The following is a 13,004-nucleotide window of genomic DNA, read 5'->3' on the forward strand; positions in this document are numbered from 1 at the left end:
CCACGCGTGGAACCTGCCACCTGCTTACAGCGCTGCGCGTTCGCCCGCGTGCTCGCGGATGATGCGGCGCGCCTCCTCCCCCGGTTGGTCCACGGCGCGCAGAGGCAGATAGTGCGCCGCATTGCGGTCCAGCCAGAACAGCACGAACCCGCCCGCCTGCTGCACCCTGCGAATGCCGGCCCATGCGGTCGTCACGCTCGCGCCGCCCGCCTCCTGCGTGACCCCCGCCGCGTCCACCGTCATCCGCAGCGGCACCTGGGGTCCGCGCGCCAGCCCCCGCCCCAGCGCCTTCCAGAACAGGTCGAACGCGGGGATGACGACCAGCGCGAGCGCCGCCCCGCCAATGAGCAGGTACAGGTTGTCGCGCACCCCGTCCGGCCCCAGCGACCACCGGAACAGCGCCAGCAGCAGCACCGGTACACCGACCAGATACCCCGTCGTCAGCCGGCCGCGGCGCGAGCGGAACCACACGTGCTGCTCCGCCGCAAACGATTCCCACAGCGTCGGCGCGAACTCCGCCGACACCGCGCGCCCGGCAGGCCGCTCCCTCGGCACGGGCGGGGCCTCGGCGGCGGCCTCTCTGGCCACGCCCGCATCCGCCCCCGCGCGGCCGGACGCAATGATCTCGCGGGCCCGCTCCAGCACCCCCGCCTCGCGCAGCACGCGTTCGGGGATGAAGAAGCCCGAAACAGGGTCGCCCAGATCAAAGAACAGAAAGCCGTCGCGCTCGGTCACGCCATGGACGTCGCGCCACGCGCGCGTGCTGCTCCCGCGCGCATCGGCGACGGTAACACCGCGCTCGGCGAGCGAGACGCGCACCGGCCCGCCCGCCTGCCTCCGCAGCCGCCGCACGTGCAGCCAGTTGGGAAGCGGCGACGCAAACCAGCCGATGGCGAGGGCGAGCAGCAGCCAGTCCGTCCAATCCAGCCGGCCGTCGCGCCGGTGCAGGATCCAGAGCCCGAACGGCACCCCCAGGCCAAGGCCAATCAGCTGCTGCATGCGAACCTGCCGTCCGCGCCCGTGCTCCTGCGCCGCCTTCTGCGCCCGCAGGTGCTCGGCGAACGTGGGGTTCACCTCGAGGCTCAGCTCTTCCGGGGGCGCCGACGGCACAACGGGTCTGCTCATCAAAGGGCGGCCGTGGAAAGCCGGGATCATCCAAGAAAAAGAATCCGGAGGCCGCGCGTGCAGCCTCCGGACGGGATAATTCACTTTGTGCGGCCTTACGGCAACCCGGGGCCGGTGTCAGGGCGGCCCCAGAACCTCATGAACCTGTACCTCCGCCCCGCCGAGCGCCGGAGACACGAGCGCCGAACCGTGCCGGTATTCGCGCACCTCGGTGTATTCGCCACGGGCCGGATCCCGGTGCACCAGAACCGCGGGGCGGTTCACGTCCACGATCCAGTACTCCGGGATGGCTGCCCGGGCATACAGTTCCGCCTTGGCCAGGTCGCGGTCAAGCGAACTGTCAGAAACTTCCGCCACCAGCAGGGCGTCCGACGCGCTCGCCGGCCGCGAGCGGTACCGGTCTTCGTGCATGCGCAGGAGAACGAGGTCCGGCATCAGCCCCCGGCCGGAATCGAACTTGAGGGGACTCTGCACCTGGAGGATGGCACGTCCGCGCGCCCGCTCAGCCAGATACTCCGTGAGCAGGTTAACCGTGTAGATGTGGCGGTGCCCGACCGGCGTCATACAGACGAGATCCCCGTCGACGAGTTCAAGGCGCTCGTCTTCATCCACGATCCCGCCCGCGACCATCCGCTCGCACTCCTCGTACGTCCACCGGTGCGGGGTGCCCCAGGCGTTCTGCTCCCGCACTTCGCCCATGACGAGTTCGACGCCCGCCTCTCGCAGGATGCCGAGTTCGATCATGCGGTGGTACTCCTCTGCCGTCCACGTGCGGCGGGCAGAACAGGTGAGCGTGTGCATCCACGGCTCCTGACGGCTGGCGCCGGTGCGGTCCGGACGAGGTGAATCAAACGACAACGAACACCTCCACGTTACCGGAATTTCCCATGCCTGTCAACTCTGTACGTTTTACGCCACGGGCCGGACACGACTGGAAAGGGATACTCCATCCGCTTCCGCCGGGCAACCTGTGTGCGGCTACTCGTGCATTCTCGACGAGCGCAGAATCTCGTCCACCGGAACCACCAATCCGCCCAGGGCGTCGGAAACGAAGGATTCCCCAAGGCCCAAGGTGCGGACTTCCCAGTAGTCGCCGTTCGACGGGCCTTTGTGGATGGTCATGGTCCTTGCGCCCCCATCCGCGTGCCACATCTCGGGGATTCCAAATCGGGCCCGTTGCCGCCGGCGCATCTCAAGATCCACGTGGATCGGGGGTGCCGTGGCTTCCATCGTCACCAGCGTGTCCGCTCCGCACGGCCACTCGTCTCGATCATACGCATGTATCCGCCCTCGGAAGATGGAGATCCCCGGGATTGCCACGTTGGAATCATCCAGGACGATCCAGGTGGAGGCGCACGTGGCGAAGTACCGCTCCGCATCCACGGCGCGGTACAGAAAGTCTGCGGCACGCATCCGGATCCAGCACTCGACCGCTCCGATCTCGGGCTTCGCGAGGACGAATCCCTCAACGAGTTCGGTGTGCTCGGCCGGCGTGATCAGGCCGCCTTTCATCATCCGCTCGTAATCCCACAACGACCAGTACCGAACGTGGCCGCCGATGGCGTACACCACGCCATCAAACAATTCGTAGCCGCGAAAGGGGATCAGCCCGATCTCGGCGAGCTTGTTGAACTCGTCACGGCTCCAGCGGCGCACGCCTGCAGGCGCTTTGTCCATCGTGCCCTCCCGTTGCACAGAAATTGGTCGGAATGGACAATGATAACCGTGCCGGGCTCTCCTGTGAAGATTGTCCAATTGCGACACGGAGGGGCAAAAACAACGGGAGCTCGCAGGAGCTCCCGTTATTCTGGTATCCACCTCTCCACCGGCCGGACGCGCTACACGTTCGGCGGGAGAACAAAGGCGCCCAGGTGCGGGCCCGGGTTGTTGAGCGCGGTGCGCAGCGCCAGCGAGAGCGCGGCGCGGGTTTCGTCCGGCAGGATCACGGCGTCCACGAAGCCGCGGGCGGCGGCGTAGCGCGCGTCCAGCTGCTGGTCGTAGTCGGCGCGCACGGCGTCGATCTTGGCCTGCAGCTCGGCATCCGGCTTCTTGCCCTCCTTCTTGAGCGCCTCCAGCTGCCCGCTGAACAGCGCCACGGCCGCGCTGTCCCCCTCCATCACCCCCATGCGCCCCGTGGGCCAGGTGAAGATGAAGTCGGGGTCAAAGCCCTGCCCCGCCATGGCGTAGTACCCCGCGCCCGACGCGTGGTTGATGGTCAGCACCAGCTTGGGCACCGTGGCCGTCGCCATCGCCTCCACGAAGCGCGCGCCGGCCCGGATGATCCCCGAGTGCTCGGCATCCTTGCCCACCATGAACCCCGACACGTCCTGCACGAACAGGATGGGCGTGCCGTGGCGGTTCAGCGTGTCGATGAAGAACGCGACCTTGTCCGCCGAATCCGCGTAGATGATGCCGCCGAACTTGGGCGCGCCGCCGTGCGGATCCTTGAGCATCCCCCGCGCATTGGCGATGATGCCCACGGGAATGCCGCCGATGCGCGCATGCCCGCAGATCATCTCCGGCGCGTGGTCCGCCTGGAACTCGTCCAGCGCACCGCCGTCCAGAATGCACGCCAGCACGTCGCGCACTTCGTACGGCTGCTTGTGCTCGTTGGGAAGCAGGTCGTACAGCTCCGCCTCCGGGCGCGCCGGCGGGCGGGCGTCGGTAATGGGGAGCGTGCACGCGTCGCGCGGAAGCTGCTTTACCAGATCGCGGATCTTGCTGATGCAGGCGCGGTCGTCGGGGGTGCGGTAGTGGGCCACGCCGCTGATGGCGTTGTGCGTCCACGCGCCGCCCAGCGTTTCTCCATCCACCGACTGCCCCGTGGCGCCCTTGACCAGGTTGGGCCCGCCCAGCCCCATGAACGAGGTGCCCTCCACCATCAGAATCACGTCGCTGAGCGCGGGCAGGTACGCCCCGCCCGCGATGCACGGCCCCATGACCGCGGCGATCTGCGGCACCTTGAGGTAGCGCCGCATGATGCTGTTGTAGTAGAACAGCCGCGAGGCGCCGTACTGGCCGGGAAACACGCCGCCCTGGTAGGGCAGGTTCACGCCCGCGCTGTCCACCAGGTAGATGATGGGGACGCGGCAGCGCATGGCGATTTCCTGCGCCCGCAGCATCTTGGTGATGGTTTCCGGCCACCACGACCCCGCCTTGACGGTGGCGTCGTTGGCGATGACGACGACCTCGCGCCCGCACACGGTGCCAAAGCCGGTCACCACGCCCGCCGCGGGGGCCTGCCCCTCGTACTGGTCGTACGCGACCAGCAGGCCGACTTCCTGAAAGCGGGTGCGCGGGTCGATCAGCAGGCCGATGCGTTCGCGCGCGGTGAGCTTGCCGTCGTCGTGCTGCTTCTGGATGCGCTTGGGCCCGCCGCCCTGGCGAAGGCGGGCTTCCAGCTCGCGGAGTTCGCCGGCCAGAACGCGGCCGCGCGAGGGAGCCGGCTGCGCCTGCGTGGTGGCGGAATCGCTCACGGGGCGGCGGCCTCGCGGTCGCGGCCGTGCTCGGCGAACCAATCGCGGATGTACTCCACCGCGGCGCTCGTGGTGGTGCCCGGCCCGAAGAGTTTGCCGATGCCCTGCTCCTGCAGCGCGGCCATGTCTTCTTCGGGAATGATGCCGCCCCCCGTGATGAGGATGAAGTCGGCGCCTTCCGCGTCCAGCAGCCGCTTGACGGCCGGAAAGAGCGTCATGTGGGCGCCGGAAAGAATGGAAAGCGCCACCACGTCCACATCTTCCTGAATGGCGGCGTTCACCACCATTTCCGGCGTCTGGTGCAGGCCGGTGTAAATGACTTCCATGCCGGCGTCGCGCAGGGCGGCGGCGATCACCTTGGCGCCGCGGTCGTGGCCGTCCAGTCCCGGCTTGGCCACCAGGACCCGGATCTTCCGTTCTGGCATGTCGATGTGCGTCAGTGAGGATCGTCGGTGCGGCTGCGCCGTTTTTCGGCCGCAGCCGGTGCAAGCTAAGGTCCCCCGGCCGCGCGCGGCAAGCGAAACCGCCGACTTCCGCCGCATCCGCGCCCCAGTCCGTTTCATCTCCGCGAAACCAGTATTCTCTCCGCGCCCCGCGCGGAACCATCCCCGCCCCACACTCCCCGTCCTCCGCGTGAGGGCAGTTCGCAAGGTCAGGAGCCGCGCCGGGGCGCGAGGACGTCCACCCTGCCCCACGGCTCGACGGAAAACGGAGTGGCGGCCACCACGTCGCCGTTCACGTGCGCTTCCTCCTCCGCCGGGCCTTCGCGCGTGACGCGGAACTCGCGGGCGCGCAGCACGCGGACGCCGGGCACGCGGAGCTGCGCGGCGCCGGGCAGTTCCACGCCCATCCAGAACGCCGCCAGCCGCGCGCGCGAAACGCCGCGCAGCAGAACGAGTTCGATGCAGTCGTCCGCCGGGTCCGCATCGGGAACGAGCGTGTGGCTCCCCGCGAACCGGCGCGTCACCGTCGCCAGCACCTGGGTGGCGGGCTCGTCGAACGGATTGCCATCCCCATCGGTTCCCGTCACGCGCAGCGCGGGAAAGTCGTAGCGCGCCCACTCCCGGATGCCCCGCGCGCCGATCGCCAGCAGCCCCAGCGCGTGCTTGAGCGAGAGCGGCGTGCGCCCCATCGCCCGTGCATCAAAGCCGACGCCCGCGCCCAGGATGACGGCGCGCCCGTTCATCTGCCAGATGCGGAACGGGCAGCGCCGCGGATCGCCGGAGAGCGCCGCCATTGCCCGGTCCAGCCGCTTGGGGATGCCGCACTCCGCCGCGACCACGTTCACCGTCCCCGCGGGGAGGATTGCGACCGGGATGCCGCTGTCCACCATCCCCGCGACGGCCTGGCCCACGGTGCCGTCGCCGCCGCACACCCAGACGGCCTCCGCGCCGTGCAAATGCTCGCGCACGATCTCCGTCGCGTGGTCCTGGCCACGGGTGAGGTGCAGATCCACCGCCCACCCGTGCGTCGCCAGCCGGTCGCGCAGCCGCTCGGGGTCGGGGCGCCGCCACCACTGCCCGGCGGCGGGATTTACGATCAGCAGTGCGCGGCGCATCGCTCTCCGGGTACGGGGAATCCGCGCCGCGCATTCGCAAACCTCCGGCCCGCGCGACTCTCCTGCGCTGAACGACAAACGGCAACAGCAAGGCTCACACAGAGGCACAGAGCCGCAGAGAGAACGATCGGGGAGATCTCACCCGCGGAAGCGCGCTCCGTCCGATCGGCGTGCGTGTCTCAGTGACTCGGGGCTCTGCGTGAGATACAGCTGTTATTACTCGTGCATCACGGGGCCCGGCGACTCCACGCGTGTCAGTTCGGGGATGCGCCACGCGGCAATCAGCGTCAGCAGGCCCAGGAGCGCGGTGCCCCAGAAGACGACGTGCAGGCTGTCCGACAGGCCGGCGCGAAGGAGCGTCATGACCTCGGCGCTCAGGTGCACCGTGGCCGGGCCGGCCTCCGACATCAGGTCCTGAATGCTGTCCAGCGACACGCGGTCCTGCAGACCCTGACGGCGCAGGTAGTTGCTCATCAGCAGGTTCAGAATGCCGCCGAACAGCGCGGCGCCCAGCGCGTTGCCCAGAATGCGCATGAGCATGTTGCTGGCGGTGGCCACGCCACGCTGGTTCCACGGCACGCTCGCCTGAATGGCGATGATGGCCGTCAGGCTCAGCAGCCCCAGGCCGATGCCGACCACGAACGAGCCGATCCCCGCCGCCACCGGCCCGCGCGACGCCAGCAGGGCGATGATCACCGTGCCCAGCAGCACAGCGGCGCCGCCCGCGCGCACCATCCGCTGGACGCCCACCGTCACGATCCGCTTGCCCGCGAGCACCGCCGAGATGGGCCAGCCCAGCGTCATGGCGGAAAGCGCAAATCCCGCCACCAGCGCGCTTCCGCCCAGCACGCCCTGCACAAAGGTGGGCAAAAAGGTGATCAGCCCGATCATCATGATCCCCGACCAGAGCGTGGCCAGGTTGGCGTTGCGGAAAAGCGCGCTGTTCCACAGCTCCATGTGCATCAGCGGGTCCGCCGCGCGCCGCTCCTGCCGCACGAACAGCACGAACGCCAGGGCCGAGACCGCAAACAGCCCCGCCGTGGCCGCCACGGGCCAGGTGCTCGCCTCGGTCAGACCCAGCATCAGCGTGCCGACGGCCACGAGCAGCAGGACCGCGCCGGCGTAGTCCACGCTGCGCTTTTCCCGCTCCAGCCCTTCGTGCAGGTACACCATCACCAGCGCGATGGCGGCGACACCGAACGGAATGTTGATCCAGAAGATCCACTGCCAGCCGACGCTGTGCACAATGAGCCCGCCCGCCAGCGGCCCCACGATGGACGAGAGCCCCCACACCGCCGAGATGTAGCCCTGCACGCGGCCGCGCTCCTCCAGCGTGTACAGGTCCGCTGCCAGCGTGCTGGTCATCGGCTGCACGGCGCCGGCGCCCAGCCCCTGCAGAAACCGGAAGAGGACCAGCATCATCATGGAATCCGCGAACCCGCACAGCACCGATCCCGCCAGAAACACCACGATCCCCAGGATGAACACGGGCTTGCGCCCCACCACGTCGGCGAGCTTGCCAAAGATGGGGATGGCGATGGCCTGCATGAGCAGGTACGACGAGAAGACCCAGCTATAGAGTGAAAACCCGCCCAGTTCCGCGGCGATGCTGGGCATGGCCGTGGCGATGATGGTGCCTTCGATGGCGGCCATGAACATCGCCAGCAGCAGGGCGAAAAAGACGAGCGAACGGTGTGTGGTGGCTTCCTTCACGCGGTACTCTGGATGGCGGTGAAACAACGCGCGTCGCCGCCCCGGCAGGCGGAGCGGCGACCGTGCGGAATGTTTGTGCACTCCTCGTACCGGGGGAAGAGCAGTGCGGAGTGCGAAGGGCTAAGTGCCAAGTGCCAAGTGCTCAGTACCAAGTGCCCAGTGCCCAGTGCGGAGTGCGGAGTGCGGAGTGCGGACCTGGGCACTGGGAACTGTGCACTGGGCACTTTCTTTCCTGGGCACTGGGCACTTCTGTTTTTCCTTACACTGGCATGAGCGGCCGGTGCGGCCCCGGGAGCGGCTCCACGCGGATCACGTCGCCCGGGCGCACGTCCCCGCCGCGCAGCACGACCGCCATGATCCCGGACTTTCGGATCGATCCGCCACGTTCGTCCCTGCCCAGCACGGCCGCCAACAATCCGTTCTGAAAGCGGTCGATCTGCACGCACGGGTTCCGCAACCCGGTGACCTCCACCACGGCGCTTTCGCCCAGGTGCAGCCGCGTTCCCGTGCCCAGCGCCAGCAGGTCCACGCCGCGCGTCGTCACGTTCTCACCCAGGTCGCCCGCCACCACCGGGAACCCCGCCGCGCGCAGTTCGTCGTGCAGTTCCGCGTGCATCAGGTGCACCTGGCGCAGGTTGGGCGCGTGCGGCGTGAAGCGCAGACGCGAGCGGTGTTGCACCGTCGCGCCCATGTGCGCGTCGCCCTCCACGCCCAGGCCTTCCACGAGGTGGATCCACAATTCGTTGCGCTTGCTGAACGTGTGCCGTCCGCTCCGGCTCACCGCCTCCACCGTTCCCGTCATCGCTGACCTTTGCACCGAGTCCACCACTCCTGACCGGACGTGAACCAAGATTTCGCCGTTCTGCCGTTTCGACCAGCGCATGCGCCCGCTGCCCGGATCACGCGCTGAGCCTTCCACAGAATGTGGCGCTTGACATGCGCTGCGGCGAAATGTACCGTGAATCTGACGCCGCAATCCTCTCGCGACACTCCTGATAAGGAGGCGCTATCCATGCCGGACATTTCCCGGATCCGGGCACTCGCATTTCGTGCCGTGCTCACGATGACGTGCCTGGCTGGAGCGGGCATCAGCCTGCAGACCACGAAGACGGCGGCCGCGCAAACCGTACGAAGGTGCCCAAACACGGGTTGTGTCGGGATCGACCGATGCTACTTCTACGGCGGCATCAGCTGCTCGATGACAGCCGTGAGTTGCACCAACACCGTCTGCTGAACAGCAGCGGGAGTAACGCCCCCGGAACCCGGAGCTGCAGATGCCGCGCGTCAACCGATCCGTTGTTTGCAAGATCATCCTCACGCTCGTCGTTCTGTCCGGGGCAATGCACCTGGATGTGCTGGGCGGCGTGCCCCGGGCGGAGGCGCAGACCTGCTCCAACACGGAGTGCCACGGCTGGGCCATGTGCCGCTACATGCCCCGTGTGAACTGCGCTCTGTTCGCCCGGGACGGAGGATGCGCGGCGACCCGCTGCCCGTAGACTTTCATGAGACCGCTCCGCGAAATCCGAGGGGTGTCGCTTGCCCTGCTGCTGGCGTGCGCAGTTGGGGTGGGAGTGCACCAGGCGAGGCGCCCGGCTGCACAGCCGCACGCCGAACCGCGCCCCGTGCCGCTGAGGGTGTTCCGGGGCGCGGAATCCCTCACGCTCGCCGTTCCGGGCTCTCCCCCGGAGAACGCGTTCGGGCTGGTGGGCGACGTGGCGGTCGCGCCTGATGGACGCGCGTTCGTACTGGACGTGCTCAACCACCAAGTAGGGGTCTTCACCGGGTCCGGCGAGCGGTCCGCGCTCCTTGGGCGGCGCGGCGCGGGCCCGGGCGAGTTCATGGGTCCGGTCGCCCTGGCATGGGACGACGCGGGAACCGGGCTCTACGTGCTGGATGAGCGGCGGCAGGGGATTGACCACTTCGACGCGGCACACGGCGCATGGCGCAGAACCATCCCGCTGGATTTTCACGCCGGTGACCTGTGCTTTGTCGCGGGACGGCTCTACGTCCTCGGCGCGCGCGCGGGATTTCTGCTGCATGAGGTGAACCCGGCGAACGGGCGGGTCCTGCGCTCGTTCTCGCCGGACCATGATTCCGAGGACATCCTGCTTCACGGTTACAGGGCCAGCGGCTACCTCGGATGCAGAGCTTCGGGAGAGATCGCGTTTCTGCCGTCGCTTCGCCCCGAAGTGGCCCGGTTTTCCGCACCGACGGGGCGGCTGCTCGGCACGTCTCCCATCCCCGGCTACCGCCCCGTGCGGGTGCGTGCGGCCGGTGATGGCAGCGTGCGCTTCGACGTCCCGGGCGGCGGCGGCCACGACTACGGGAGCGCCATCGTTCCGCTCGCCGGCGGCGACTGGCTCGTCCAGACCGGCCGGCTCAAGAAGGGAACGAACAGTCCGCACGAGTTCGAGTCCGTGCGATCTCACCTCCTGTCCGCCGCCGACGGCCAGGTCCGGCCGATGGCCGTGGCCCTGCCGCGGGTGATGGCCGCGACGAACGGCCTCTGGTACACCGTCGAGACGAGTCCCTGGCCCGCCGTTCGGCGGGTGCGTGCCCCGAAAGAGGAGTCGGAGCCATGAAGCTTCCCACCTTTGCCTCCGACGCCGTTCGGCGCGGAATCGCGCGCGCGGGCACGGCGGTCTGGCTCGCGACCGGGGTGCTGCTGCTCGCGGTTGTCGTGCGCGCGCAATGGACGGCACGGGTGCCCGCGACACGCGCCGTCACGCAGGCGCTCGCGGCGCCGGCCAGCACGGAAACCGCCCTGCGCGTCTACCAGCCGGGGACATCGCTGGAGTCCGGCGAGGAGATCGTGCTGGTGTTCATCGGCGCCAGCTTCTGCAACGCGCAGAACCGGCCCGGCTTTCCCGCGGTGATCGAAAACGCCAAGCTGCGGCTGCAGGAGCAAGCGAAAGCGAGTGGCGCGCGGTTCCGGGCCATCGGCGTCGCGCTGGACTGGCGCGCCAGCGACGGTATCGCTTTCCTGGGCAGATTCGGCGAGTTCGACGAAGTCGGTTCGGGCGGCAACTGGATCAGCGAAGGCGCCACCAAGTACATCTGGCGCGACCATCCCGGAGGCGCCGACGTTCCGCAGTTGCTGGTGCTGCGGCGCAGCGTGCAGGCAGACCGGGCCGTCCAGATCGGGGAGGACCGGGTGGTCAAGCGCATCCGCGGCGCGAACGACATCGAGGCCTGGGTTGCCGGCGGCGCTGCTCTGGATCGCTGAAGCGCGACGCCGGTGCCAAGCGCGAGGGGAGCCCGACCGGGTTCCCCTCGTTGCCGAAAGGCACCCAAGCTTGCTCGCTGCGCACAGATAGACGACATTGCACAGTCGGCGTACGCATGACGCCGCGCACTTCCAGTTCCCGGGCTTCTTCCGCGAAGGCACTCTTCCGGTCCAGGTCCCCCCGCTTGCCCCGCGCAAGCTCCCTCATCCCCCGCCGCCGCGGGGGAGACCATGGACCAGACCGCAATGCCAGTTCAGCAGCAGGCCATCCCGAGGATCAGCCGGCCCGGAATTCGTTGACGGCGCCGGAAAGCCAGGGGCACGACATCATCGTCATCGGCGCGTCCGCCGGGGGCGTGGAAGCGGTGCGCGAAGTCGCCGCGCGGCTCAGCCCGGACCTCCCCGCGGCCGTGTTCGTCGTCGTCCACTCGTCACCCAGCAGCCGCGGGCTGCTCGCCAAGCTGCTGGACCGCGCCGGACCCCTTCCCGCCAGCGTCGCGGAAGATGGCGCGGCGGTGGCGCACGGCCGCATTCACGTCGCCGCGCCGGACCAGCACCTGCTGCTGCGCGCGGGCCACATCCACCTGTCGCGCGGGCCGCGGGAGAACGGCGCGCGCCCCGCGGTCAATCCGCTCTTTCGAACCGCGGCCTCCAGCTACGGCGACCGCGTGATCGGCGTCGTCCTCACCGGCAACCTGGACGACGGAACGGCGGGGCTGCTGGCCATCGCCGACGCGGGGGGCGTTACCGTGGTGCAGGATCCGGAAGACGCGCTTTATCCCGGAATGCCCTCCAGCGCGGTGACGCAGGTGCCGGTGGACCACGTGGCTCCGCTGGCCGCGATCCCCGCCCTGCTGAACCGGCTGGTGCTGGAGCCACGCGGCGTACCGGCCGCCCCCTCGCCCGTGTCCACGGCCGAGGCGGAGGACGGGCTGGACTGGCTGTCGCACCGCCGTCCACCGGGGCACGCTTCGGGGCTGTCGTGCCCGGAATGCGACGGTCCGCTGTGGGAGATCCGCAACGGCGAACTGCTGGAATTCGGCTGTCTGGTGGGCCACCGGTTCTCGCCGGAAACCCTCGCAGCCGCTGCCGCCGCCTCGCTCGAAGAGCGGTTGAGCGTGTCGCTGCGCGCGCTGGAGGAGCGGGTGAGGATGGCGGAACGCCTGGTGGAGAACGCGCGGGAGCGCGGCACCAGCCCCATCATTGCCGACCGCCGCCTGCGGGAAGCGGAACGGGCCCGCCGCGTCGCCGCGCAGATGCGCGAACTGATGGAGGCCAGCAGCCGCGTCCGGGACGGCGAAGCGGCCGACTGACCTCGCGCTCTTGCAGCACGGAGCCGTTCCGAAGCGAGCCGCGGCCCCTCCCTTGGGATCGCCGCGGCTTCGTCGCTCCCGGGCGGATGCAACGGGCCACGCCACCGCTGCCCCGATCCGCCGTTTTGTGCTCGCGGTGGCCGTGTTCTGGCGCTGCCATTCAGCACGCTCGCTACACCGTACGTTTTCTGCTACTCTGTGGGGCCGGCCGGTGATCGACAGAGATCTCAGCGAGCGCGGCGCGTCGTAGTCCGCTGCGCTCGCGGATTGGCTCCCTCCTTCCCTCCACCCATCCACGCGAGGACGCGAATGGACTTCCCCCGTCCGCTCCGCACGAGTCGCCTCGGCTCAGCACCAGCGGGCCGTTCCTGGCGACCACTGCGTCCCTGTCTCGCCGTTTTTCTTCTGCTGGCCGGATGCGACGTGCGCGATCCGGTAACCACACCCGTCGTGGCGCCGGCCACCTCCGGCCCCGCACGAAATGCCGAGCCCGTGCTGCTGGGCAGCTACAGCACGCCGACCCGCATCTCCTCCTCGCCCGGAGCGCTCGACTCGCACCTGGAGCCGAGCGAAACGCCGTTGCGCATTCCGCC

12 protein-coding genes are annotated in these 13,004 nt (G+C 69.1%); 4 read left to right on the forward strand and 8 right to left on the reverse strand.

Translation table 11 applies throughout. From position 1 onward, the window contains the following. Positions 1-24: 24 nt before the first annotated feature. The 8 genes from VF665_RS14305 to VF665_RS14340 all read right to left on the reverse strand — a co-directional run bounded on the left by VF665_RS14305 (position 25) and on the right by VF665_RS14340 (position 8,674). Positions 25-1,125, reverse strand: coding sequence for a hypothetical protein (locus VF665_RS14305; protein WP_331054111.1), 1,101 nt, complete (start codon positions 1,123-1,125; stop codon positions 25-27). Positions 1,126-1,242: 117 nt separating this feature from the next. Beyond that, positions 1,243-1,926 carry a Uma2 family endonuclease gene (locus VF665_RS14310; protein WP_331054112.1) on the reverse strand — a complete coding sequence of 228 codons (684 nt, stop codon included), beginning with the start codon at positions 1,924-1,926 and terminating at the stop codon, positions 1,243-1,245. A gap of 177 nt (positions 1,927-2,103) precedes the next feature. Further along, positions 2,104-2,802, reverse strand: coding sequence for a hypothetical protein (locus VF665_RS14315; protein ID WP_331054113.1), 699 nt, complete (start codon positions 2,800-2,802; stop codon positions 2,104-2,106). 161 nt (positions 2,803-2,963) lie between these two features. Continuing rightward, complete coding sequence (locus VF665_RS14320; protein ID WP_331054114.1) at positions 2,964-4,601, reverse strand: acyl-CoA carboxylase subunit beta; 1,638 nt, start codon at positions 4,599-4,601, stop codon at positions 2,964-2,966. Then, the gene (locus VF665_RS14325; RefSeq protein ID WP_331054115.1) at positions 4,598-5,026 is read right to left on the reverse strand and encodes a cobalamin B12-binding domain-containing protein; all 429 of its coding nucleotides are present in this window, start codon (positions 5,024-5,026) and stop codon (positions 4,598-4,600) included. Before VF665_RS14325 ends, VF665_RS14320 begins: the two co-directional genes overlap by 4 nt. A gap of 227 nt (positions 5,027-5,253) precedes the next feature. Continuing rightward, positions 5,254-6,159 carry a diacylglycerol/lipid kinase family protein gene (locus VF665_RS14330; RefSeq protein ID WP_331054116.1) on the reverse strand — a complete coding sequence of 302 codons (906 nt, stop codon included), beginning with the start codon at positions 6,157-6,159 and terminating at the stop codon, positions 5,254-5,256. Positions 6,160-6,375: 216 nt separating this feature from the next. Beyond that, positions 6,376-7,872 (reverse strand): MDR family MFS transporter, encoded by a 1,497-nt coding sequence (locus VF665_RS14335; protein WP_331054117.1) that lies wholly within the window; start codon positions 7,870-7,872, stop codon positions 6,376-6,378. 259 nt (positions 7,873-8,131) lie between these two features. Further along, on the reverse strand, positions 8,132-8,674 hold the full coding sequence (locus VF665_RS14340; RefSeq protein ID WP_349263135.1) for an MOSC domain-containing protein: 543 nt from the start codon (positions 8,672-8,674) through the stop codon (positions 8,132-8,134). 472 nt (positions 8,675-9,146) lie between these two features. Between VF665_RS14340 and VF665_RS14345 the strand changes: the two genes are divergently transcribed. The 4 genes from VF665_RS14345 to VF665_RS14360 all read left to right on the forward strand — a co-directional run bounded on the left by VF665_RS14345 (position 9,147) and on the right by VF665_RS14360 (position 12,411). After that, a complete protein-coding gene (locus VF665_RS14345) occupies positions 9,147-9,368 on the forward strand; it encodes a hypothetical protein (RefSeq protein ID WP_331054119.1) in 222 nt (73 codons plus the stop codon). Between the two features lie 138 nt (positions 9,369-9,506). After that, the gene (locus VF665_RS14350) at positions 9,507-10,454 is read left to right on the forward strand and encodes a 6-bladed beta-propeller (protein WP_331054120.1); all 948 of its coding nucleotides are present in this window, start codon (positions 9,507-9,509) and stop codon (positions 10,452-10,454) included. Next, a complete protein-coding gene (locus tag VF665_RS14355; RefSeq protein ID WP_331054121.1) occupies positions 10,451-11,098 on the forward strand; it encodes a hypothetical protein in 648 nt (215 codons plus the stop codon). Before VF665_RS14350 ends, VF665_RS14355 begins: the two co-directional genes overlap by 4 nt. 296 nt (positions 11,099-11,394) lie before the next feature. Beyond that, positions 11,395-12,411, forward strand: a complete 1,017-nt coding sequence (locus VF665_RS14360) for a chemotaxis protein CheB (protein WP_331054122.1) — start codon at positions 11,395-11,397, stop codon at positions 12,409-12,411. Positions 12,412-13,004 lie beyond the last annotated feature (593 nt).

Source organism: Longimicrobium sp., assembly GCF_036387355.1.
Lineage (GTDB): Bacteria > Gemmatimonadota > Gemmatimonadetes > Longimicrobiales > Longimicrobiaceae > Longimicrobium.

Coding starts and splice junctions, on each gene's coding strand:
- VF665_RS14330 (WP_331054116.1), bottom strand. CDS start 6,159: ATGCGCCGCGCACTGCTGATCGTAAATCCCGCCGCCGGGCAGTGGTGG.
- VF665_RS14315 (WP_331054113.1), bottom strand. CDS start 2,802: ATGGACAAAGCGCCTGCAGGCGTGCGCCGCTGGAGCCGTGACGAGTTC.
- VF665_RS14340 (WP_349263135.1), bottom strand. CDS start 8,674: ATGACGGGAACGGTGGAGGCGGTGAGCCGGAGCGGACGGCACACGTTC.
- VF665_RS14325 (WP_331054115.1), bottom strand. CDS start 5,026: ATGCCAGAACGGAAGATCCGGGTCCTGGTGGCCAAGCCGGGACTGGAC.
- VF665_RS14345 (WP_331054119.1), top strand. CDS start 9,147: ATGCCGCGCGTCAACCGATCCGTTGTTTGCAAGATCATCCTCACGCTC.
- VF665_RS14305 (WP_331054111.1), bottom strand. CDS start 1,125: ATGAGCAGACCCGTTGTGCCGTCGGCGCCCCCGGAAGAGCTGAGCCTC.
- VF665_RS14355 (WP_331054121.1), top strand. CDS start 10,451: ATGAAGCTTCCCACCTTTGCCTCCGACGCCGTTCGGCGCGGAATCGCG.
- VF665_RS14310 (WP_331054112.1), bottom strand. CDS start 1,926: ATGCACACGCTCACCTGTTCTGCCCGCCGCACGTGGACGGCAGAGGAG.